Genomic DNA, 24233 nt, shown 5'->3' with positions numbered 1-24233 from the left:
TTTTATTTAGTTAACAATCACTAACTTAGGAGAAGGAATGAATCTGCGTCCTTTACATGATCGCGTAATCATTAAGCGTTTAGATCAAGAATCAAAGACTGCCTCAGGAATCATCATCCCTGATGCTGCTGCTGAAAAACCAGACCAAGGCGAAGTTTTAGCAGTTGGCCCAGGTAAGCGTGATGACAGTGGAAAACTCAATGCACCTGATGTCAAAGTGGGCGATCGGGTCCTATTTGGCAAGTATGCGGGTCAGACAGTCAAAGTCGATGGCGATGAACTTCTCGTGATGCGCGAAGAAGACATCATGGCTGTTGTACAGAAGTAATTCGGTATTTAAGAAAGGAATTCAATCATGGCAGCAAAAGACGTTGTATTTGGAGATAGCGCCCGGACCAAGATGGTCGAGGGTGTCAATATTCTCGCAAACGCAGTTAAAACTACTCTAGGCCCTAAGGGTCGCAATGTAGTGATGGAGCGCTCCTTTGGTGGTCCAACCATTACTAAGGACGGTGTATCTGTCGCAAAAGAAATCGAACTCAAAGATAAGCTCCAGAACATGGGCGCGCAGATGGTTAAAGAAGTTGCTTCTAAAACTGCTGATATCGCGGGCGACGGAACAACTACTGCTACTGTTTTGGCTCAATCGATTGTGCGTGAAGGCATGAAGTATGTAGTATCAGGCCACAACCCAATGGATTTGAAGCGCGGTATTGATAAAGCAGTAACTGCAGCTCTTGAAGAACTCAAGAAAATTAGCAAGCCTTGTACAACTACCAAAGAAATTGCTCAAGTCGGCTCAATCTCTGCTAACAGCGATACTAGTATTGGCCAGCGTATTGCTGAAGCGATGGAAAAGGTTGGTAAAGAAGGTGTGATTACTGTTGAAGATGGTAAGTCTTTAGAGGACGAGCTTGAAGTAGTTGAGGGTATGCAGTTTGATCGTGGTTACCTTTCACCTTATTTCATTAATCAACCTGAGAAACAAGTCGCTGTTTTAGAAAGTCCTTATGTTCTCTTGTTTGACAAGAAAATTGCTAACATTCGTGATTTGCTCCCAGTACTTGAGCAGGTAGCTAAGTCTGGCCGCCCATTGTTGATCATTGCTGAAGATGTTGAAGGCGAAGCCTTGGCAACTTTAGTGGTTAACAATATCCGCGGCATTATCAAGACCTGCGCTGTTAAGGCCCCAGGCTTTGGCGATCGTCGTAAAGCCATGCTCGAAGATATCGCTGTATTGACTGGCGGTACTGTGATTGCCGAAGAAATTGGTTTAACACTCGAGAAAACTACTCTTGAGCATTTAGGCCAAGCGAAGCGCATTGAAGTTGGTAAAGAAAACACCATCATCATTGATGGCGCTGGTGATGCTAAGGCGATCGAAGCGCGCGTGAAGAACATTCGTGTACAGATCGAAGAAGCGACTAGCGACTACGATAAAGAAAAATTGCAAGAGCGCGTTGCTAAGTTGGCAGGCGGTGTTGCAGTAATTCGGGTTGGTGCTGCTACTGAAGTCGAAATGAAAGAGAAGAAAGCTCGCGTCGATGATGCATTGCATGCAACCCGTGCAGCTGTCGAAGAGGGCATTGTTCCTGGCGGTGGCGTGGCTTTGATTCGTGCAATGCAAGGTATCAAGGGTCTGAAAGGCGATAACGCTGATCAAGACGCTGGCATCAGCATCGTTTTGCGCGCCATGGAAGAGCCGCTCCGGATCATCGTTTCTAACGCTGGTGATGAAGCAAGCGTTGTTGTGAACGCAGTATTGGCCAGTAAAGGCAATAACGGTTACAACGCAGCTACCGGTGAGTACGGTGATCTCGTAGCCCAAGGCGTCATTGATCCAACCAAGGTAACTAAAACTGCATTAGTGAATGCAGCTTCTGTTGCAGCCTTGTTATTGACTACCGATTGCGCCATCTGTGAAGCGCCTAAGGATGAGTCTGCTGGCGGCGGTATGCCTGATATGGGTGGTATGGGTGGTATGGGTGGTATGGGCGGAATGATGTAATTTCTCCCAGCAGCTTTTTAATGCTGAAATTCAAAATGCCTGGTTCAAAAGACCAGGCATTTTGCTTTAGTGCCTAGAGTATTCAATAAGCACCATCATGGGGCAAGTATCCGTGTTTACCCGCAATAAATCACTAAGATGAGAGTATCAACTTTGAGCTTGGTCTACAAATGGGAGATAAGAAATGAGTACAGCAGAAATCGCTAGCAATCCATTGAAATCGAAATGGGTTCAGTTGGCATTGGGCGTCATTTGCATGATGTCGATTTCAAGTCCGCAATATGTATGGGCATTATTTACTAAGCCCATCATGGGTCAACTCGGAGTGAGCTTGACTGAGTTGCAAGTGACATTCTCCATCTTGATAGTGCTGCAAACCTTTTTCTCTCCATTTCAGGGTTTCTTAGTCGAAAAGTTTGGTCCACGCCTTCTATTGTCAGTGGGTACCGTATTGACTGGACTCAGCTGGGTACTTTCAGCTAATCTCACTACAGTTTCTAATCTCTACATTACCTATGGAGTATTGGGCGGCCTAGGAACCGGCATTGTTTACATTGGAGTAGTCGGCTTAATGGTCCGTTGGTTCCCTAATAATCGCGGCTTTGCTGTAGGTATGGTTGCTGCAGGTTACGGTATCGGGGCATTGCTAACGACCTTTCCGATTGCGGACAGCCTGGCATCGTCTGGCTTACAGGGCACACTAACTTTCTTTGGCTATGTGATTGGCGCAATTGGGCTATTGGCTGCACAGGGTATTCGAGTGCCTCATGCTGATCGAGTTCAAACTACTAGCCAAGTACAGGCGGCCGCATCTGGTATTGCTCCTAAAACGATGCTCAAGACACCCGTTTTTTGGCTCATGTTTTTGATGATGTCCATGATGTCAACTTCTGGTTTGATGGTGATCTCACAGATGGGCGCTTTTGCTAAAGACTTTGGTATTACAGGAACTATGGTGTTTGGTATGGCAGCCTTACCTTTAGCTTTAACTATTGATCGTGTAACGAACGGATTTACCCGCCCATTCTTTGGATGGATCTCCGACAAAATTGGTCGTGAATATACGATGACGATTGCCTTTGGTCTTGAGGCGGTTGCCATGTTCGTATGGGTAATGACCCGCTCAGACCCCGTCCTTTTCGTAGTAATGTCTGGTGTCGTGTTCTTTGGATGGGGCGAAATTTTCTCTCTCTTCCCATCTACTTTGACAGATACTTTTGGCCAAAAACACGCCACAACGAATTATGGCTTTCTCTATATGGCCCAGGGCGTTGGATCAATTATCGGTGGACCAATTGCAGCATATATTCATGGCGCTACTGAAAGTTGGATGCCAGTATTTGCCATCATGATCGCCCTAGATGCAACTGCTGCAATATTGGCATTCTTTGTATTGCGGCCAATGCGAGCAAAATATATCCAGAGCGCTGTTTATTCTTAGATTTCGTTAGACATCAAATAAAAGGCTGCCTAGGCAGCCTTTTTTAATGGGCTGAATTCAAGGCTAAGGACTAAATTCGTTTAGCATTACGCTATGAATCCGCAGATCGCCTATTTACTCAATTTATCAATCCAGCAAATTCAGTCAGGTAGATTGGACGATGCTGAGAGATCTTTAAAGCAAGTATTAAAAATACAGACGAAAAATGCCGATGCACTCTGTTTTTTAAGTGTTGTTGCTGCTTACAAAACTGAATGGAATGTGGCTCTAGAATTAATTAATAAGTCAATTCAGTCAGCCCCCAATAATAGTTCAGCGTATTGTAATAAAGGCAATATTTTGAAGGAAATCGGTCGGTATGACGATGCTTTAAAATGTTACGATCGGGCAATACAACTAAATTCTAGATACTACGAAGCTTATAACAATAAGGGCAATACTTATCTTGAGTTAGGCGATTATTACAAATCAATAGATGCTTACAATAAAGCTATTTTATTGGAGCCCAACTATGCAGAGGCATACAGTAATTTAGGAATTGCGCTCCATAAAACTGGAAATTTAATAGAAGCTGTTCAAATGCATGAAAAAGCCATTGAAATTAAAGGTGACTATATTAATGCGTGGCTTAACAGAGCCTTTAGTTTGAGTAGCTTAAAGCAGTGGGGTGAGGCGCTCAAAAGCTGTGATGTTGCTATTTCACTGAACCCCAATAATGCTAGATCTTGGACAGATAAAGGAGCAATCCTTAGGGAGCTTGGTTTATATGACAAGGCAATTGCACATTTTGATAAAGCTATCTGCCTAGATGAAAATCTTCCAGAGACTTGGGCCGATAGAGGGTCGACCTTAGCGGATTTAAAAAAATATAATGATGCAATAATATCGTTATGCAATGCTCATAGAAAAAAAAATGATCTACCCTATATTCTTGGAGATATCTCTGCCTTAAAGCTTCAAATTGGTGACTGGGAATCCTTAGATGAAGATTTGGAAAAAATTAATCAGGCTATAGAAAAAAAACAAAAAGTTGTAAATCCATTTAAATACTTATCTATGAATGACTCAATTAAAGAGGGATTAGACGTAGCAAAAATATGGGTCGAGGATAGATTCCCTGAAAAAAATATTCTTCCCAAAATAGAATTTAAGCCCCATAAAAAAATCCGTATTGGATATTTTTCTGCAGATTTTAGAAATCATCCTGTTTCCATCTTAACGGTTGAGCTTTTTGAGATGCATAATCGCGAAAAGTTTGAAACTTATGCATTTTCTGTAAAATGTGCCGAAGAGGATGATGAGTTAAGGCTTAGATTACAGGGGGCTTTTGATTACTTTATAGATGTTGAGAGCAAGAGCGATATCGAAGTGGCGCAGCTGGCAAGGGATTTAGAAATTCATATTGCGATAGATTTAGGTGGGCATACTCAATCTGCGCCCACAGGGATTATGTCTCATCGCGCAGCTCCGATTCAAGTTAATTATTTGGGCTATCCAGGTACTATGGGAGCCAAATATATGGATTATCTTATTGCGGATAAGATTGTGATCCCGGAAGAAAGCAAAAGTTTCTATACCGAAAAAATTGCCTATCTACCTGACTGTTATATAGTAGATGATTCAAAACGAATTCCGTCCAATAAAGTTTTCACTAAGGAAGACTGTGGTTTACCAGAAAATAGATTTATATTTTGCTGCTTTAATAATAGCTATAAATTTAATAAAAAAATCCTTAAAAGTTGGTCAACTATATTAAAAGCAGCTCCCACTAGTGTAGTGTGGATCTCAGAAAACAATGAAAGCTTTAGGAAGAACTTGATCGCAGAGTTTGTAAGTCTTGGTATCGATGATAAAAGAATTATCTTTGCCCAAAGAGTTAATTTAATGGCAGATCATCTTGCCAGATATCAATTAGCAGATTTATTTTTGGATACTCATCCGTATAATGCACATACAACTGCAGTGGATGCGTTAAAGGCTGGGGTGCCATTAATCACTTGCATTGGTAATGCTTTTGCTGGCAGAGTCGCAGCTAGCTTACTAAATGCCGTTGGATTGAAAGAGCTAGTAACTACCTCTCTACAGGATTACGAAAGGATTGCAATTGACCTAGCGAGCCACCCAGAAAAAATAAAAGCTTTAAAAGCAAGACTGGCCATAAATAAGGAAAAAAAAGCGTTATTTGATACAAACAGTTATGTTCACAATATAGAATTAATTTATCTTGAAATGTACAAAAGATATGAAAAAAGACTTCCATTTGAACATATTAATTTATCTCCAGAAATAAAAATGTTAAACGAGAAATCTTAAATGGAGTTCAGTTTCTTTTTCCCAACAAAAGATCGTGGTGGCTCACATATTGTGGGTTGCTTAATGCAGGGTTTACAACTTCTTGGCCACAAAATATATTCTAATGCTCCAATGACCGAGTTTAAGTCGCACGGTATATTCCCGCCGTTTTCTAGACTAATGTCAGAAGATATTCAAATTACATCAGACTTAAGTCGAGGACATTTAATTGTTGATGCTTTCAATGGGCTCGGTGATTTTGAAAAATCTTTAAAAAATTCAGCCCGAAACAATAAGATCGTTTTATTAGATATGAATGACGGATGTAATTTAAGGGATTATGATGATAATTTTTTAGTATTTATTACCCACTTTAATAAGTTAGCCTTGAGAGGTGGAAAAATTTTCCCTATTGGATTTGGTTTATCAGAAGAGGCGATTCAGCTTGCGGGGCAGCATATTTTTTCTGAAAGAAAAAAAGACATATTAAGAAACTTTAGACCATCGAATAATCAGTCCGTCAGAAACGGCTTAGATTTAAGTTTACTTCCACTTTTACGTGATCATTTTATGATTACAGAAAGTTTTTCAGATCCAGATCAATATATTAGAGATTTATTAACCCACAAAGCTGTTTTAGCGTACGGCGGTGATTTATATAAAGACTTGCGTCAGAATGAGTATTTTGCTAGCTTCAAAGATCTTGTATTTAAAGAGATAGCAAGTGAACCTGTCGTCCTTAGATTTGATAGCTGGAGATTCTATGAGGCAGCACTTTTTGGATGTTGCCCAATTTCTTTAGATTTTGACAGGTATGGGCTGGAAACCTCGGCAAATCCAATGCCTTGGAGTGAGTATATCCCAATTGATTTCAGTCGAATTGAAACTACTACTTCACGCATAGTTGAAGAAGTCAGTAAAGACTCATTTTTTTTAGAAAAAATCGGATTGAATGCAAGGAAGTGGGTAATCAATAATCATTCTCCAAGGGCGACAGCTATGCGTGTGTTGGAGACAATGACGCAGCATCAATTCTTGTGAGTCTAACTTTTTTACTTAATAAATGATTTATGAATTTTTGCGGTTAAGTTCAATTGAGCACGCACTAATTTCGCTCAGCTGAGAATATAGATGGACCCAAATACGAATCAATTTCAAACAAATTTTTATAGAAGCCATTTTTGAACTTATTTTTTAGATAATTTATATGCGTGGTATTGGGTAAAAAATCTGCTTCTGAGATTGAGTAACTTTTTCCACCTCCAAACCAAAATCCATTGCGAATCCGTTGAGCGCAATTCCTTCGAAAGTGGTGCAAATGAAATAATGGCACCGTTGTGATCCCGAATTTTACATCACTAGTAAAATTATAATTTCCATCAAAATTTATTTCTCTTGTAACTTTGAGAGCATCGCCCCATAAGATACCACGGTTACCATGCCAAATTGGACCAGTCACGATATATTTCCATTCAGGAAGTATCTCAACATTAATATCAAATCTGACCTGCTGTAGTCCTTGAGACTTGCACAGCAAAATGAAATCAAGTAGAGGTTTTAAATGCTCAGGATCAATGCACTCATCAGAGTCTGTAAACCAAATATGATCACACTTGATTCTCTTTTGCTGAATATAGTCCAAAGCTAAATTATATTGCTCACCATTAAATGCAAACTTATTCATTCTTAAGTAATGCCACCCTCTTTTTCTAGCAATAGATTCTACGTCATCAATATTAAATGTTGGTTCAACTAGATTACTTGTTTGTGCAAAGTTTATATCGCCATTTGGATAATCATATTGAGGCCATAAGCCATAAACAACAATAATGGTAGCTCCTAAACTTTCGGGAACTCTTGCGCACTCCTCAATTGTTTCTTGACCACCAGCACCGCAGATAATTTGAACTAAGTTTTCCAATTGATGCTCTCCCTATAAAAAATAGAGTTAGAAAGATTTAAGATATTTAATCGCATTAGCTAAAGCATCCTCTTCGGTTGTAACACAGTAAAAGCGTGTATCTTCAATCAAATCAAAATACGTTAATCTCTCAATTGCCTCTAGTGAATTGAATTGAGGCTTATGGTTCGATCGATACTTTTTGTAACAGATTGTTTGGGGGTTGCCATAGTTATCACTAATAGTTTGCATAGTAATATTGGGGTAAAAATCATGGATAAAAGCGATGACTTTGTACACGTCACCGTGCCATCTTCCATCTCTACTTTCCGGATGAAAATGAGATCTCAGGGAGTAGCAATAATCGCTGTCAAGATTTTTGCCAACTAATGAGCTATAGATATCATTTGGATAAACATCATCGATGATAATGATAGTTTTTTCATGAGAAAATTCAAGGGCATTAATAAAATCTCTAAGTGTTTGCTTAAATTCATGTAGGCCGTCTAAAAAAATGATATCAAATTTTATTTCATTAGTTTGAAAAAAAATATCTGAGGTGGTCTCGAAAAACTTAACATTTTCGGATTCATATTTTTTATATTCGAGTCTAAAAACAGGATCAACGGCAACCTTATAGGGTATCTTGTGTATTTTGTTAAAAGTAATGCCCTCTTGGACACCTATTTCAAGGTATGACTGCAGGCTAATTTTAGAGGCTATTTCGTTAATTCTTTCTGCTGTATTCATAAGTTTAAATTCCTAAATGATAAATTTTTTTTAGGTTAGATGAGTCTAGCTATTCATGAGCAAAAACTATTAATTCTCTTACCTCAAGATCATTGATAGTGATGTCAATCTAAAAAAATGAATAAATTAGTATTCTCTGGATTTCATGAAAATTGGATTTCAGTTAAAAGTACATACCGCAGTGAGCTAAAATCAAATGATAATGTAGACGTGCAACAACGCGAGCTTCGTATTTATCTCAATAATGTCACTCCAGTTATTCTTGAGTCTCAGTTCAATGGACATCATCTTCTGCCTGTTATCGTTGCAACGAATATTAATCGTTATGAATCTTTAAAAATCGTAGATTTTGGTGAGGGCACCGGAAAATAATTCACTAAAATCGTCAAGAGCTGATATATCAAAAAAGTCAATAAATAAAAATTTAAAAGAATAGGTGTTTGGCATCATTGGATCTCACGATTAAATCTTTTGTTGATACAGATTCACAAGATTAATTTAGTCCTCGTATTTGTTTTTAGAAAACTCTATTTGTATTCTTTATGGACCTATATGAGTTCTAACTAACAGTCTTAACCATCTCTTCAACTACCTTCTTCGCATCACCGAAGACCATCATGGTTTTATCCATGTAGAAGAGTTCGTTATCTAGGCCCGCATAACCAGCAGCCATCGAGCGCTTATTGACGATGATCGTCTTAGCTTTGAACGCTTCCAAGATAGGCATGCCAAAGATTGGACTACCAGGGGTTCTTGCTGCAGGATTTACAACGTCGTTCGCGCCAAGAACCAGGACAACGTCAGCTTGACCAAAGTCGCTATTGATATCTTCCATCTCAAATACCTGGTCATAAGGCACTTCGGCCTCAGCTAGGAGAACGTTCATATGACCAGGCATACGGCCAGCAACTGGATGAATTGCATATTTCACGGTAACACCATGATGGGTAAGTTTCTCAGTTAGTTCTTTCAGAGCATGCTGTGCTCGTGCCACCGCTAATCCATAGCCGGGAACAATAATGACGGTATCAGCATTTTCCATAAGGAAAGCTGCATCTTCTGGCGAGCCTGTTTTGTAATTCTTCGGACTACCATCATCGCCACCTCCAGCACCAGCTTCAGCACCAAAACCACCAAGCAATACAGCAAGGATTGAGCGATTCATAGCCTTACACATAATGTAAGAAAGAATTGCACCAGAAGAGCCTACGCAAGCGCCAGCAATAATCAATACAGGATTGTTGAGCGTAAAACCAATCCCTGCTGCAGCCCATCCGGAGTAGCTATTGAGCATTGAGACTACTACTGGCATATCCGCACCACCAATTGGAATGATTAAGGTCACACCAAGAACTAGTGCAATTGCGCACATTGCCATAAAGGCAGCGTGGCTATCAGCCATGTAATATGCGACTCCACTTCCAATCATGGCAAGTGCCAGAATCAAGTTCAGTAAGTGCTGGCCAGAAAAGCTAACGGGCTTGCCACTGACTTTTCCAGACAATTTGCCGAAAGCAATAATAGATGCCGTGAAAGTAATCGCTCCAATGAAGGCGCCAATAAATAGCTCAATCTTTTGTGCGCCAGTATGCTCATGCGCTGGATTAAATACAGCCGCTACTGCAATCAAGACGGCTGAGAGTCCAACAAAAGAGTGCATGAGAGCAACTAGCTCTGGCATCTTGGTCATCTGAACGCGTTTAGCAGCTAAAGTGCCAATGATGGCGCCAGCAACAATTGCACCAGCAATCAATGAGAAGGCTGGCTTAAAATCAGCCACAAAGAAGGTGGTAATCACTGCAAGCAACATTCCAATCATGCCGAAGGTGTTGCCCTGGCGCGATGTGGTCGGTGAAGATAGACCTCTTAGTGCCAGAATAAATAGCACTGATGAAATGAGGTAGGAGATAGCGGTAAGGTTTGACATGAGTATGGTCTCTATGGAATCTTTTTTCTGTTTTTCTTTTACTTGCTGGTGGCTGCTTCAGCTTTGGGTGCTTTTTTCTTGAACATTTCAAGCATGCGACGGGTCACCATGAAGCCGCCAAAAATATTGATCGAGGCCAAGAAAACAGCTACTGCACCAATCACGCTAGTAAAGGTAATAGCTTCGCCGTTAATGACTTCAGTTTGAAGCAGTGCACCAACAATAATAATTCCGGAGATCGCATTGGTTACGGCCATTAAAGGAGTATGCAATGCTGGAGTGACGTTCCAAACCACGTGATAGCCCACAAAAATCGCGAGCACAAAAACGGTGATGTTCTGAACAGTCAGGATGCTTTGAATGGCAGCGTAATCCATCTTATTTCCTTTGCAATATTTTTTATTATGAGTTTTTACGAATAGCCTGACCATCGCGACACATGAGGCAGGCGGCAACAATGTCATCATCAGTAGGTATAACCAGTTTGGCTTCTTTATCAATGATGAGTTTTAAGAAGTCCAGCAAGTTGCGGGCATAGAGCGCTGAGGCATCAGCGCCAACCATACTGGCTAAATCGGTGTAACCCACGATCTTGACGCCATTCACATCAATAATTTTGTCTGCCTGAGTGAGCGGACAGTTACCAGATCCGTTATCACCCTTGCCAGCTGCAAGATCGATTACTACTGAGCCGGCTTTCATATTGGCGACAGTATCGCTATTAAGCAGGACTGGAGGTTTACGACCAGGAATCAGAGCAGTTGTGATGACGATATCGGCTTGTTGTGCGCGCTCTGCTACTAAGGCAGCTTGGCGCTTCATCCAGCTTTCAGGCATTGGGCGAGCGTAGCCACCTACGCCCTTAGCAATTTCCCGCTCTTCATCAGTTTCAAAAGGAACATCAACAAACTTGGCGCCAAGGGATTCAATTTGCTCTTTAGCAGCTGGGCGCACATCCGAAGCTTCAATAACAGCGCCGAGACGCTTGGCAGTAGCAATTGCTTGCAAGCCAGCAACACCAGCACCCAAAATGAGTACTCGCGCAGCCTTTACCGTACCTGCAGCCGTCATCAACATTGGCATAAAGCGTTGATATTCATTAGCGGCAATCATCACTGCTTTATATCCAGCAATGTTTGCTTGCGAAGACAGTACGTCCATGCTTTGTGCACGCGTAGTTCTTGGGGCGGCTTCGAGTGAGAAGGCAGTAATACCTTGAGCTGCCATCGCAGCAATATTGTTGTTATCAAACGGCTCCAGCATACCAATCAAGACGCTGCCAGATTTGATCTGTGACAGTTCGCTGGCTTGCGGAGCGCGGACCTTTAAGACAAGCTCAGAAGCAAAGGCATCCGCTGCGCTTCCAATGGTTGCTCCAACGGCTACATAAGCAGAATCGGGTTGACTTGCTTGCAGGCCAGCATCTTTTTGAATGAGGACTTGATGACCTTGTCCAATGAGTTTTTTAACTGTTTCTGGTGTGGCGGCAACTCTTGTTTCACCAGCCTTCGTTTCCAGCGGGACCCCTATGCGCATTACTTGTCTCCAAAAAGCGTATTTTCAAAACTTCTATTTTAATTAAATAGGCCAAATTGCACCTATTTACGATTTCTTGCTCAGAATGCGCAGTTTTGAGCCATTTTCGGTGAAAGCAGCCTAAGACTTTTACAATACAAGCAGAAAGCATTTATTGAATTTTCGCATTTTTCATGAGTTAACCCCATTCTTCTGTGATCTCTCCTATCAAAACCTCTAAAACTCCATTTAAGCCCTCAAAAGTCGTGATTGGGATGTCTGGAGGCGTTGATTCCTCAGTGGCTGCCTGGATGCTCAAGCAGCAGGGCTATGAGGTTATTGGCCTATTTATGAAGAACTGGGAGGACGATGACAGCGATGAGTATTGCTCGGCCCGCCAGGATTGGTTGGACGTAGTCTCGGTTGCAGACCTCATCGGGATTGATGTCGAGGCGGTCAATTTTGCTGCTGAGTACCGTGAGCGGGTTTTTGCTGATTTTTTACGAGAATACGCCGCTGGTAGAACGCCAAATCCAGACGTGCTCTGCAATGCGGAGATCAAATTTAAGGCTTTCCTTGATCATGCAATGAGTTTAGGTGCGGATGCCATTGCAACTGGGCATTACGCGCGCGTTCGCCGAGAAGAAGGTGGGGTGCAGTTGCTCAAAGCAATTGATGTAAGTAAAGATCAAAGTTATTTCTTGCATCGACTCACGCAATCACAATTAGAGAAAGTACTTTTTCCTCTCGGGGAAATTGAGAAAACAGAAGTGCGCAAAATTGCACAAGAGATTGGTTTGCATAACGCGCGTAAGAAAGATTCGACAGGTATCTGCTTTATTGGTGAGCGACCCTTCCGCGAATTTCTGAATCGTTACCTGCCTCGCACACCGGGCCCTATCAAAACAGTTGAAGGAAAAACGGTTGGAGAGCACATGGGTTTAGCTTTCTTTACCCTCGGCCAGCGCAAGGGAATTGGGCTGGGAGGCAGTCAGGACGGTACTGGTGACGCTTGGTATGTGGCACGTAAAGACGTTATAAACAATACTTTGTATGTTGCTCAAGGCCATGAACATCCCTGGTTATTAACAAATGCACTATCGGCAATGGATGCAAGTTGGATTGCAGGCTCTGCGCCCTTGGCAGGAAATTTTTCCGCTAAGACGCGCTATCGTCAAACTGACTCAGCTTGTGAAATACAGACTGGTCAAAATGGCGATCAGAGTTTTCAGTTGCAATTTCCTGAGCCGCAATGGGCAGTTACGCCGGGACAATCAGCTGTGTTGTATGACGGTGAGATTTGTCTAGGCGGCGGAATTATTACCACCTAGTATCCAAGATTACTCAGAGAACTAAGCCGCTGGTGGTGTTGTTTCAATGAAGGATGAACGCAGCATCAGTTTTTGATACAAGCCATCGAGATTGGCATATTTTGTTTGCCACTCCAGCTTGGGAAAGCGGAGTAAGAGCCAAGCTAGTGCGCAGCCTACCGCGATATCCGCCAAAGTCATTTGATTGCCATGGCACCAGGCGTTTTCACCTAACTCTTGTGACATCTGGGAGAGGGCGGCATCTACCTTGCCCATTTGACGTTCAATCCAGGCCTGACTTTGCTGTTCTGCAGGCCGCCAGGTCGCCTCTAAGCGAGCCAGAATGCCAGCATCCATGATGCCGTCTGCTAGGGCTTCCCAGGTTTTGACGGTAGCCCGCTCTCGGCTTTCTGTGGGGATGAGCTTGCCTACGGGGCTTAAGGTATCGACGTATTCAACAATGACTCGGGAGTCATAAATGGCCTCGCCATCATCCAAAATCAGGCAAGGAACCTTGCCCAGAGGGTTCAACGAGCCTATTTTGGTCTTGGCATCCCAGACATTTTCAAGTTCTAGGGCTGCTTCGAGCTTTTTCTCTAAAAAAACGATGCGTACCTTGCGTACATAGGGGCTGGTGAGTGATCCGATAATTTTCATAGGTTCCAAGTATAGCTAGATAGTAGTGGCTGGGGCAGAGTCAAGAACGCATTAAAATTAGACTTTGTTGACCTATTTCTTAAAAAGGCAATATTCGTGAGCCAGCCGCTTTCAACTCTCAATGCGCTTTCCCCTTTAGATGGGCGTTACGCCGGAAAACTCGATGCTTTACGCCCCTGGCTTTCTGAGTCAGCCTTTATGCGTCAGCGTGTCTTTGTTGAAATTCATTGGCTATTAGCGCTTGCATCCGCTGGCTTGCCAGACGTTCCTAAAATCAGTGCAGCCGATTCTGAATTCTTGCTCTCCCTTCCAAAGAATTTCTCTGACGCAGATGCGCAGCGGATTAAAGAGATCGAAGCCGTTACCAATCATGATGTCAAAGCGGTTGAGTACTTCCTGAAAGAGAAAGTTGCAGGCCATCCTGATTTATTGAAAGCCAGTGAATTTATTCACTTTGCTTGTACTTCTGAAGATATCAACAACACATCACATGGTTTGATGTTGCGCGGTGCACGTGATGAAGTGCTGTTGCCACAACTCAAAAAAATACTTTCCGTGTTAACTGATTTGGCAATCGAGCATGCCAAAGTGCCTTTACTCTCCCGCACTCATGGCCAGCCAGCTTCGCCAAGCACTTTGGGTAAAGAGCTTGCGAATATTGCAAAGCGTTTAGAGCGTGCGATTGCTAATATTGCTGAAGTCCCTTTGATGGGCAAGATGAACGGTGCAGTGGGTAATTACAACGCACATCTTTCTGCTTACCCTGATTTCGATTGGGAAGACTTCTCGCGCAATGTGGTTGAAAAGCGTTTGGGTTTGACCTTCAACCCCTACACAATTCAAATTGAGCCACACGATGGTATGGCTGAGCTCTTTGATGCTATTGCGCGCGCGAATACGATTTTACTGGATATGGATCGCGATTTCTGGGCATATATTTCTGTTGGATATTTCAAACAACGTACTAAAGCAGGCGAGATTGGTTCGTCAACCATGCCGCATAAAGTCAACCCAATTGACTTTGAAAACTCAGAAGGTAATTTAGGGGTTGCTAATGCACTATTGCGCCATCTTGCAGAAAAGTTACCCATCTCTCGTTGGCAGCGTGATCTGACAGACTCTACTGTTTTACGTAATCTAGGGCCGGCTTTTGGCCATAGTCTTTTGGCATACGACAGTGCTTTGCGAGGTCTGAGTAAGCTTGAAGTCAATCATGCCGCCATCGCGGCTGATTTGGATGCTTGCTGGGAAGTACTTGCTGAACCAGTCCAAACAGTGATGCGCCGTTACGGTATTGAAAACCCTTATGAGCAGTTAAAAGAACTGACTCGTGGCAAAGGGATCAATCAAGCTGATCTGCAGGCTTTCATCAAAGGATTGAAGATTCCTGAAGATGCAAAAGCACGCTTATTAGAAATGACTCCGGCATCCTATTTGGGTAAGGCAGTCGAATTGACTGAACGTCTTAAAAAGTGAGTGTTCAGAAGTCGGGCAGGCCAATCGTATGGTTTGCGGTTTATCAGCTTCTATGGCATTTACTGCTACCTTTGGCCTTTATCCGTCTGGCGTGGCGTGCTCGCCATTCGATTCAATATCTAGGACATTTATCTGAACGTTTAGGGTTTGGTTACACAAAACCGATTATCCAAAATGCGATTTGGATTCATGCAGTCTCTGTTGGTGAGACTCGTGCTGCACAGCCACTAATAGAGGCTTACCTAGCTCGAGGTGAAAAAATCCTACTGACTCATATGACTTTAAATGGTCGTCGTACTGGTAAAAAATTATTTTCATCCGCAATTGCCGCTGGTCAGATTCGTCAAGTGTATCTTCCTTATGACCTTTGTGGACCGGTAGAGCACTTTCTAAAAACCTTCAAACCTAAGTTAGGTTTGTTTATGGAAACCGAAGCCTGGCCAACAGTTGTATTTCGTTGTGCTGAAATCGGCCTACCTTTATTCCTGGTGAATGCCCGCTTATCGCAGCGAAGCGCAAAACGAGTTCAGAGTTTTGGTAAAGCAGGGCAGGCACTATTTCAGGCCTTTGCTGGAGTTTTGGCGCAGACTGCATTTGATGCTGAACGCTACCAGCAGTTGGGTGTACGCAATATTGAGGTGGTTGGTAATCTCAAGTTTGATGTGCCATTAGATCCCGCGCAATTAGAAAAAGGCTGTCAGTGGCGAACCAAGCTCGAAAGCTCCAATCGACTGATGGTTTGTGCTGCTAGTACGCGTGATGGCGAGGAAGCCATCATCCTGAAAGCTTGGCAAGCGCTATTGCTGAGTAATACATTTACCGTTTCTCCGCTGCTATGTTTAATTCCAAGGCATCCTGAACGTTTTGCAGACGTAGCTAATTTGATCACCAATATGGGACTCACATTCCGCAAGCGGAGTGAGTGGCTTGATACTCCAGATGCTTGCAATGGCGTTAAGGTCTTATTGGGCGACTCGATGGGGGAGATGGCACTGTATTACAGTGCAGCAAGTTTGACTGTAATGGGCGGAACGCTGTTGCCTTTTGGGGGCCAGAATTTGATAGAAGCCTGTGCAGCAGGCTGTCCAGTTTTGTTAGGCAAACACACTTATAACTTTCAGCAGGCAGCGATTGATGCGATTGACTGTGGAGCTGCAAAGCAAATTGAGGGTGAGACACTCTTGAATGAGTCGCTTGCGCTCGTTGAGGCTCTCAAATCCTGTCTTCAGAACGCGGAGCAACTTGAGCAGATGGCTAGGGCAGCTAAGCAATATGCAGTAGACCACCAAGGTGCTACGCAAAAAATTCTGACGATCTTAGATCGCCAGAATCATATTTTTAATTAAACTCTCGCACCAAAGTTAGGATCATCGTTACGAGCTGCATCATCAGGCTTGCGATCCCCTTTGATTAAGTCTTCACGCTTGACCCCAAGCCACATTGCTAGAGCAGCGGCCACGAAGACCGAAGAATAAATACCAAACAAAATACCAATAGTTAAGGCCAGCGCAAAGTAAAACAGTGTTGGTCCACCAAAGATCAGCATAGCTAAGACCATCATCTCCGTGCTACCGTGAGTAATCATGGTGCGGCTAATGGTGCTAGTAATCGCATTGTCAATAATTTCGCGGGTATTCATCTTGCGATACTTGCGGAAGTTTTCCCGAATTCGGTCAAAGATCACCACAGACTCGTTCACGGAATAACCGAGAACAGCCAAGACTGCAGCTAATACTGATAGCGAGAACTCCCAATGGAAGCAGGCAAAGAAGCCCAAAATAATAACCACGTCGTGCAAGTTCGCAATGATGCCGGCAAGGGCAAACTTCCACTCAAAGCGAAATGATAGGTAAAGCACGATACCAATGATCACAAAGATCAATGCTTTCAGACCATCAAGAGCGAGTTCTTGACCTACTTGAGGTCCAACAAACTCCACCCGTTGCAATTTGGCTCCAGAACTCGCTGGATCCAGGGCTTTCATAACGGCGGTACTTTGATCAGCGGAAGCAATTACTTTGCCCTCAGCATCCTTTTGAATCGGCAGACGAATCATGACATCACGCGAGCTGCCAAAGTTTTGGATTTGGGTGTCGTTGTAACCCAGCTTTTGAACACTATCTCTAATTGAATCTAATGGAGCCGTTTGTGGATAACTCACCTCCATTACCGTGCCGCCAGTAAATTCGATAGAGAGGTGTAGGCCGTTATGCCACAAGAAAAAAACTGCTGCTAAAAAAGTGATTAAAGAAATAATATTCAGCACCAAAGCATGGCGCATGAAAGGAATATCTTTTTTGATCCGGAAAAATTCCATGGCTTATTTCTCCTTTGGATGCCAAACTTGGCCGATGGCGAGTTTCTGAACCTTTTTATTTCTACCGTACCAAAGGTTAACAATCCCACGTGAGAAGAAAACCGCAGAGAACATCGAGGTCAAAATACCCAAGCAATGCACAATCGCAAAACCTTTGATGGGGCCTGAGCCAAAAGCCAGTAGGGCGAGACCAGCAATTAAAGTAGTGACGTTAGAGTCCAAAATCGTTGCCCAGGCCTTATCAAATCCTAAGGCGATCGCAGTTTGAGGTGCGGTGCCATTGCGTAACTCTTCACGGATACGTTCATTGATCAATACGTTTGAGTCAATCGCCATACCCAAAGCCAGTGCCATAGCGGCAATGCCAGGTAGGGTGAGGGTTGCTTGCAGCATCGACAGTACAGAAATGAGGAGCAGTAGGTTAACCCCCAATGCCAGTACTGAGAAAGTGCCGAACAGTAAGTAGTAAGCCATCATAAAAATAGCAATGGCAGTAAATCCAATGAGTAGGGATTTAAAACCCTTCTCAATATTTTCAGCACCAAGGCTAGGTCCAATCGTGCGCTCTTCAATGATTTCCATTGGAGCGGCTAAGGAACCAGCACGAAGCAAGAGCGCTAAATCATTTGCACTAGCAGTAGTGGGTTGCCCCGTAATCTGAAACTTGGAGCCAAACTCCCCTTGAATTGTGGCGATGGTAAGTACCTCACCTTTACCTTTTTCAAACAAAATCATGCCCATTGGCTTGCCAATATTTTCTCGGGTCACTTCTTGCATGACTCGACCGCCAGTAGCATCCAGTGAGATATTGACAGCTGGACGTTGATTTTGATCAAAGCCTGCACTCGCATCGGTAATACTTTCGCCACTAAAGATGACAGACTTCTTAAATACACCATAACGATTTTCGCCAAAGCGGAAGACATCCATACCTGGGGGAGCTGCTTCACCTAGACTAATGGAAGGTGTAATAGGATCGGCCAAGCGAGATTCTAAGGTTGCGGTACGACCTATGATGTCCTTGGCTCTCGCAGTATCTTGCACACCAGGGAGTTGAACCACAATGCGCTCGGCACCCTGTTGTTGAATGAGGGGCTCTTTTACGGCTAATTCGTTTACTCGCTTATTGAGGGTAATGATGTTCTGTTTTACCGCATTATCTTGGACGGCTTTTAATGCACTGGGCTTGAACTCACCAAGTAATTGAGCGCCACCGCCAACAGCTTTAATTTGCCAATCTAGCTCAGGCTCAGTGCTTAATAAAAGAGAGCGAGCTGCGTCTGCATCATCTCGGTTGCTAAAGTTAATCGTGACTGATTCAGGCCCACGATCAATACCTTGATGGCGAATATTCTTATCGCGCAATTGACCCCGAATATCACCTGCTAATGAAGTAATTTTCTTTTGTACTGCACCCTTCATATCCACTTGCAATAGAAAGTAGACGCCACCCCGTAAATCTAGACCCAGTGGCATTGGTAGGGCATTGATGGCATTTAACCAATCTGGAGTATTAGATAAAAGATTTAAAGCAACAGTGAAACTAGGATCATTTTGATCGCTATTGAGTTTTTGTTGCAGTAGGTCGCGAGCGCGTAATTGGGTATCAGTATCTGCAAAACGAATTTTGATTGACCCAACGTTATTGGCATTCTCGAAGAAGATGCCGGTGCTATTAATACTTGCATTACTCAGAATATTTTCAACTCTAGACTCTGTTGCTAAATCTACCTTGATAGTGGGTTTAGCTGATGAGACTTGAACCGCTGGAGCCTCCCCGAAAAAATTCGGTATTGAATATAGCGCGCCGATGAGTAATGCAGCGACGATGACAATATATTTCCAGAGAGGATAGCGATTCATAGTGAGGCAGTATTAAGCAGACTTGAGTGTGCCTTTTGGCAAGACGGTAGTGATTGCACCTTTTTGCATTTGGACTTCAGTCCCAGTGGCAATTTCAACACTGATAAATTGATCTTTCAGTGCTGTTACTTTACCTACGATGCCACCAACGGTAACTACTTCATCGCCAACAGCCAAAGCTTCAAGCATCGCTTTGGTTTCTTTTTGACGCTTCATTTGAGGGCGGATCATGATGAAGTACAAAACAACAAACATCAAAATCAAGGGAAGGAAGCTCATTAAGCCACCAGATTCAGAACCCCCAGCTGCAGCTTGGGCATAAGCATTGCTAATCCACATAAAACCTCCGTAAAAGACGAAATAAAAACTGATGCTTTTTGGGCTTTTTAACTAAAGCCGTAAACCCGCAATTCTAAACTGTAAGGGTGCTCTGGGGCAGATAAAACCCTGATATGAGGGGGAAAGGGGGGCTCGGAGTAGGGCTAGTCTTGTCCTGGCTCTACACCGCGCTGGCGATTACGGTGAAATTCTTCACGATAGGCCTGGAAACGAGCTTGGCTAATGGCTTCGCGCACTTCGGTCATGAGCTGCAGGTAGTAAGACAGGTTGTGGATCGTATTGAGCTGTGAGCCAAGAATTTCATTGGCTTTTTGGAGGTGATTCAAATAGGAGCGGGTGAAATGCTTGCAGGTATAACAAGCACAGCTTGGATCTAGAGGACGATCATCATCCTTATAGCCAGAGTTACGTAACTTCAGATCGCCAAAGCGGGTAAATAGCCAGCCGTTGCGCGCATTGCGCGTTGGCATCACACAATCAAACATGTCGATACCTAAACTAACGGCCAATATGAGATCCTCTGGTGTGCCTACTCCCATCAGGTAGTGGGGAAGGTGGGCGGGTAGCTTAGGCGCAGTGAAGTTGAGAATGCGCTCAAATTCAGGTTTAGGCTCTCCAACCGATAGGCCGCCAATGGCAATACCATCAAAACCTTGCTCACTCACCCCTGCTAGGGAAAGTTCTCGCAGGTTTTCAAACATGCCGCCTTGAACAATGCCGAATAAGCCATTACCCGTTTCCAGCTCTCTAAAGCGTTGAATGGAGCGCTCACCCCAACGTAAGGAGAGTTCAAGTGATTGCTGCGCTGTTTTCTCAGTAGTGGCTTTGCCATGGCTTTCGTAGGGCGTGCACTCATCGAACTGCATCGCAATATCGCTATTGAGAACTGCTTGTATCTCCATTGAAACTTCCGGAGACATAAATAATTTATCGCCATTAATAGGTGAAGCAAAAGTAACACCTTCTTCAGAGATTTTTCTCAACGCACCTAAACTGAAAACCTGAAAACCTCCCGAATCGGTCAAGATCGGCTTATCCCAAGCCATAAAGCGATGCAAGCCACCATGTTTTTTAACAACCTCTAAACCGGGTCTGAGCCACAGGTGAAAAGTGTTGCCTAAAATAATTTGCGCATGCGCTTCTTCAAGATCGCGTGGGGTCATCGCTTTGACAGTGCCATAAGTACCTACCGGCATGAAGATGGGTGTTTGCACGCTACCATGGGGTAGGTCAAGTTGACCTACTCGGGCTAAGCTGGAAGAGTCATGCGCTGATATATTGAATTGAATGGATTTTGTCATGTCTGCGTAATTTTAAAGCCGCGTGAGAAACATCGCGTCGCCATAGCTAAAGAAGCGATATTCCTGAGCAATGGCATGTTGGTAAGCTTGGCGGATGTTCTCCATACCAGCAAAGGCACTGACCAGCATGAGTAGGGTTGATTTAGGTAGATGAAAGTTGGTGATGAGGCAATCCACTATTTTGAATGTGAAGCCTGGAGTGATAAATAAATTGGTATCACCAGAGCGTTGTTGATTGATTGCAAAACTCTCAAGTGTACGTAAGCTGGTGGTACCAACAGCAATGATCCGTCCACCGGCATGTCGGGTTTTTTCAATCGCAGCAAGAGAAGTCTCGGGGATCGAGTACCACTCTGAATGCATTTTGTGCAAACTTAAATCCTCTTCTCGCACGGGGGAGAAGGTGCCGGCACCCACATGTAAAGTAATACTAGTGTGTTCGATACCCATGGCTCGGAGTTCAGTAAGAATGGCCTCATCAAAGTGCAGTCCTGCAGTAGGCGCAGCTACAGCGCCGGGATTCTTGGCAAGCACGGTCTGATAGCGATTGGCATCGACTTGGTTGGGTTGATGCTCAATATAAGGAGGTAGTGGGAGTTCGCCAAATTTCTCTAATAAATCGAGAATGGCTTCGGGGAACTCGATTTCAAAGAAACGACCATCGTAAGCGACGACCTTAGCTTCGAAGCTCTCCCCATTGCGATTGTGGATTTGAACAATCGAGTCAAGCTTAGGCACTTTGGAGGCTCGTATTTGGACCCATGCCCGCTGATTGCTAGTGATACGTTCAATCAGAAGCTCTATGGCTCCGCCAGTGGATTTTTTACCATGCAGTCTGGCAGGAATAACTTTGGTGTCATTCATGATCAGTAAATCGCCAGGTTTTAGAAGGCTCAAAATCTCTTTGAATTGCCGGTCGACTAGACTGCCAGCCTGTACTTCAAGAAGGCGGCTTGCGGTCCGTTCGGCCAAGGGATTTTGGGCGATTAGGCGGGCAGGGAGTTCGTAATTGAAGTCGGAGAGTTGCATAGCATTACCATCAGAGCTTGGATTCTAACCATCATGACTAAGACTGTACCTCCAGCACTCCAAAAAATGGGTTTAGATAGCCCTATGGCACTCGTTTTACATCTTCCGATGCGCTATGAGGATGAAACTGAGCTTTTGAGCATTGCAGAAGCTCTAGACCTAGGCCGCTTTCGTTCAGTGCAAACCCAAGGTGTTGTGATCCGTAATCAGGTCTTGTTTAGACCAAGAAGGCAGTTGGTGGTCTCGATTGAAGATGCGGGGGAGGTTTTACAACTTCGCTTCCTCAATTTTTATCCAAGCCAGCAAAAGCAAATGGCGGTCGGAGCCCATGTTCGAGTGCGAGGCGAAATCCGTGAGGGATTTCAGGGGCCAGAGATGGTACATCCCACCGTTCGAGCGCTTGCGCCCGATGCCCCGCTACCCAAGAGTTTGACCCCAGTGTATCCGGCCAGTGCCGGCGTGACGCAGACAGTCCTACGCAAGGCAATTTCTTCTGCGCTTAAGGATCCCAATATTCACGATTTACTTGTAGAGTTTTTGCCAAGCAAATTATTAGCTGAGTTATTGCCCAGTCATCAGTGGCCTAACTTAGAAGCTGCGATTACCTTATTGCATCAACCACCAGCTGATGCAGATACGCAAACCTTGTTAGACCGAACCCACTTGGCTTGGCGTCGTGTGCAATTTGAGGAATTACTTGCTCAGCAGATCTCATTAAAGCGAGCGCATTCGATACGGCAAAAAAGGCGAGCCCCAGAAATTGTTAAAGCAACGGAATCGGGTTCTAAAAAGAGCATTGAATCAGGCTTACTGAAGGTTTTGCCTTTTAAGCTCACCTCAGCACAAGATCGAGTTTGGGATGAAATTGGACATGACCTCTCTCGAGGTTTCCCGATGAATCGATTGCTACAGGGTGATGTGGGGAGTGGTAAGACTGTGATTGCAGCACTAGCAGCTGCAAGAGCAATAGACAATGGCTACCAAGCTGCAATTATGGCCCCGACCGAAATCTTAGCAGAACAACATTTTCTGAAAATGCAAGAATGGTTTGAGCCACTCGGTGTCAAAGTGGTTTGGTTATCCGGTAGCCTCAAAGCAAAAGAAAAAAGATTGGCACAAGATCTAGTCGAAAGCAGTGAGGCGCAACTGATCGTTGGTACTCATGCCTTAATTCAAGAGTCAGTCCATTTTGCAAAGCTAGGCCTTGCAGTAATTGATGAGCAGCATCGTTTTGGGGTGAGGCAGCGGATGGAAATTCAGCAACGGATCGGCTCAGAATTACTCTATTGCCATCAGATGATGATGTCTGCAACGCCGATTCCGCGTACGCTTGCCATGACCTATTATGCTGATCTCGATGTTTCAGTGATTGACGAACTTCTCCCTGGTCGTAAACCGATTACAACAAAAGTTCTTAAGGCAAGTCGCCGCAATGAAGTCATTGATGGTGTCAAGGAATGGCTTGCTAAGGGCTTACAGGCCTATTGGGTATGTCCTTTGATTGAAGAGTCTGAAGCTTTGCAGTTACAAACTGCAATCGAGAGCGCAGAGCAACTTACTCTCGCTTTACCAAACTTTAAAGTTGGTTTAGTGCATGGTCGTATGAAGAGTGATGAAAAGGCAGCCGTCATGGCCGCCTTTAAAGCCAATGAAATTCAGCTCTTGGTCGCCACTACTGTGATTGAGGTTGGGGTAGATGTCCCTAATGCTGCTTTGATGGTAATTGAACACGCAGAGCGTTTTGGTTATGCTCAAATTCATCAACTGCGAGGGCGAGTGGGAAGGGGCTCAGCGGACTCAGTTTGCATTCTGATGTATGCAGAGCCGCTGTCTCAGGCGGCTAAAGAGCGTCTACAAACTTTACGAGAAGTATCTGATGGGTTTGTCATTGCCGAGCGAGATTTATCATTGCGAGGGCCTGGTGAATTGCTGGGCGCCAGGCAATCTGGAGATGCAATGTTGCGCTTTGTGGATCTACAAAGAGATGCCTGGTTGATAGAATTGGCTCAGCAAGCAGCGGAGCGTTTACTGGCAGAGTATCCAGATTTAGTGGAAATACAATTGGCAAGATGGCTCGGTTCACGCGCCGAATTTTTAAAGGCCTGATA

21 protein-coding genes are annotated in these 24233 nt (G+C 43.9%); 10 read left to right on the top strand and 11 right to left on the bottom strand.

Going from position 1 to position 24233, the window contains the following annotated elements:
* The first annotated feature begins 37 nt into the window (after positions 1–37).
* From Pas1_RS08070 to Pas1_RS08050, 5 genes are all read left to right on the top strand, one after another.
* Positions 38–328 carry a co-chaperone GroES gene (locus Pas1_RS08070; RefSeq protein ID WP_087909492.1) on the top strand — a complete coding sequence of 97 codons (291 nt, stop codon included), beginning with the start codon at positions 38–40 and terminating at the stop codon, positions 326–328.
* 27 nt (positions 329–355) lie between these two features.
* On the top strand, positions 356–2008 hold the full coding sequence (gene groL / locus Pas1_RS08065) for a chaperonin GroEL (protein ID WP_112205210.1): 1653 nt from the start codon (positions 356–358) through the stop codon (positions 2006–2008).
* Between the two features lie 184 nt (positions 2009–2192).
* Entirely contained in the window at positions 2193–3449 is a 1257-nt protein-coding gene (oxlT, locus tag Pas1_RS08060; RefSeq protein ID WP_112294981.1) for an oxalate/formate MFS antiporter, read from the top strand.
* Positions 3450–3542: 93 nt separating this feature from the next.
* Positions 3543–5762, top strand: a complete 2220-nt coding sequence (locus Pas1_RS08055) for an O-linked N-acetylglucosamine transferase, SPINDLY family protein (RefSeq protein WP_112294980.1) — start codon at positions 3543–3545, stop codon at positions 5760–5762.
* A complete protein-coding gene (locus Pas1_RS08050) occupies positions 5763–6782 on the top strand; it encodes a hypothetical protein (protein ID WP_136625611.1) in 1020 nt (339 codons plus the stop codon). It begins immediately after the preceding gene.
* A 64-nt stretch (positions 6783–6846) separates the two neighbouring features.
* Here Pas1_RS08050 and Pas1_RS08045 read toward each other — a convergent pair whose 3' ends face one another.
* Positions 6847–7662, bottom strand: a complete 816-nt coding sequence (locus Pas1_RS08045) for a hypothetical protein (RefSeq protein ID WP_112294978.1) — start codon at positions 7660–7662, stop codon at positions 6847–6849.
* A 27-nt stretch (positions 7663–7689) separates the two neighbouring features.
* Positions 7690–8391, bottom strand: a complete 702-nt coding sequence (locus Pas1_RS08040; protein WP_112294977.1) for a class I SAM-dependent methyltransferase — start codon at positions 8389–8391, stop codon at positions 7690–7692.
* Between the two features lie 210 nt (positions 8392–8601).
* Between Pas1_RS08040 and Pas1_RS09665 the strand changes: the two genes are divergently transcribed.
* Positions 8602–8763 (top strand): hypothetical protein, encoded by a 162-nt coding sequence (locus Pas1_RS09665; protein WP_158525999.1) that lies wholly within the window; start codon positions 8602–8604, stop codon positions 8761–8763.
* Between the two features lie 187 nt (positions 8764–8950).
* Here the strand turns inward: Pas1_RS09665 and Pas1_RS08030 are convergent, their stop codons facing one another.
* From Pas1_RS08030 to Pas1_RS08020, 3 genes are read right to left on the bottom strand one after another with little or no spacing between them, the layout of a single operon-like run.
* Positions 8951–10318: an NAD(P)(+) transhydrogenase (Re/Si-specific) subunit beta gene (locus Pas1_RS08030; protein ID WP_112294975.1), complete on the bottom strand. Its 1368-nt coding sequence runs from the start codon at positions 10316–10318 to the stop codon at positions 8951–8953.
* A 38-nt stretch (positions 10319–10356) separates the two neighbouring features.
* Positions 10357–10695: a proton-translocating transhydrogenase family protein gene (locus tag Pas1_RS08025; protein ID WP_112205204.1), complete on the bottom strand. Its 339-nt coding sequence runs from the start codon at positions 10693–10695 to the stop codon at positions 10357–10359.
* 25 nt (positions 10696–10720) lie between these two features.
* Positions 10721–11854, bottom strand: a complete 1134-nt coding sequence (locus tag Pas1_RS08020; RefSeq protein ID WP_112205202.1) for a Re/Si-specific NAD(P)(+) transhydrogenase subunit alpha — start codon at positions 11852–11854, stop codon at positions 10721–10723.
* A 197-nt stretch (positions 11855–12051) separates the two neighbouring features.
* On the opposite strand from Pas1_RS08020, the gene mnmA reads away from it, so the two are divergent.
* Positions 12052–13164 (top strand): tRNA 2-thiouridine(34) synthase MnmA, encoded by a 1113-nt coding sequence (gene mnmA / locus Pas1_RS08015; RefSeq protein ID WP_112295202.1) that lies wholly within the window; start codon positions 12052–12054, stop codon positions 13162–13164.
* 21 nt (positions 13165–13185) lie between these two features.
* On the opposite strand, the gene Pas1_RS08010 is transcribed toward mnmA, so the two are convergent.
* Positions 13186–13800 (bottom strand): glutathione S-transferase N-terminal domain-containing protein, encoded by a 615-nt coding sequence (locus Pas1_RS08010; RefSeq protein ID WP_112294974.1) that lies wholly within the window; start codon positions 13798–13800, stop codon positions 13186–13188.
* 96 nt (positions 13801–13896) lie between these two features.
* Between Pas1_RS08010 and purB the strand changes: the two genes are divergently transcribed.
* Both purB and Pas1_RS08000 read left to right on the top strand, forming a co-directional pair.
* Positions 13897–15276, top strand: coding sequence for an adenylosuccinate lyase (gene purB, locus Pas1_RS08005; protein ID WP_112294973.1), 1380 nt, complete (start codon positions 13897–13899; stop codon positions 15274–15276).
* Positions 15273–16622, top strand: coding sequence for a 3-deoxy-D-manno-octulosonic acid transferase (locus Pas1_RS08000; RefSeq protein ID WP_112294972.1), 1350 nt, complete (start codon positions 15273–15275; stop codon positions 16620–16622). Before purB ends, Pas1_RS08000 begins: the two co-directional genes overlap by 4 nt.
* Here the strand turns inward: Pas1_RS08000 and secF are convergent.
* The 5 genes from secF to queA form a co-directional block, all read right to left on the bottom strand.
* Positions 16619–17593, bottom strand: a complete 975-nt coding sequence (gene secF, locus Pas1_RS07995; protein ID WP_112205192.1) for a protein translocase subunit SecF — start codon at positions 17591–17593, stop codon at positions 16619–16621. The two genes, Pas1_RS08000 and secF, sit on opposite strands and share 4 nt — an antisense overlap.
* A gap of 3 nt (positions 17594–17596) precedes the next feature.
* A complete protein-coding gene (secD, locus tag Pas1_RS07990; protein ID WP_112294971.1) occupies positions 17597–19456 on the bottom strand; it encodes a protein translocase subunit SecD in 1860 nt (619 codons plus the stop codon).
* A 12-nt stretch (positions 19457–19468) separates the two neighbouring features.
* Entirely contained in the window at positions 19469–19795 is a 327-nt protein-coding gene (gene yajC / locus Pas1_RS07985; protein WP_112205188.1) for a preprotein translocase subunit YajC, read from the bottom strand.
* A 143-nt stretch (positions 19796–19938) separates the two neighbouring features.
* On the bottom strand, positions 19939–21096 hold the full coding sequence (tgt, locus tag Pas1_RS07980) for a tRNA guanosine(34) transglycosylase Tgt (protein WP_112238722.1): 1158 nt from the start codon (positions 21094–21096) through the stop codon (positions 19939–19941).
* Between the two features lie 12 nt (positions 21097–21108).
* Positions 21109–22125, bottom strand: a complete 1017-nt coding sequence (gene queA, locus Pas1_RS07975; protein WP_112205184.1) for a tRNA preQ1(34) S-adenosylmethionine ribosyltransferase-isomerase QueA — start codon at positions 22123–22125, stop codon at positions 21109–21111.
* Between the two features lie 33 nt (positions 22126–22158).
* Between queA and recG the strand changes: the two genes are divergently transcribed.
* Positions 22159–24231: an ATP-dependent DNA helicase RecG gene (recG, locus tag Pas1_RS07970; protein ID WP_112295201.1), complete on the top strand. Its 2073-nt coding sequence runs from the start codon at positions 22159–22161 to the stop codon at positions 24229–24231.
* Positions 24232–24233 lie beyond the last annotated feature (2 nt).

The organism is Polynucleobacter paneuropaeus, assembly GCF_003261235.1.
Taxonomy (GTDB): domain Bacteria; phylum Pseudomonadota; class Gammaproteobacteria; order Burkholderiales; family Burkholderiaceae; genus Polynucleobacter; species Polynucleobacter paneuropaeus.
The sequence above is the reverse complement of the archived record's forward strand: the minus strand, read 5'-3'. Positions and strand labels throughout refer to the sequence as shown.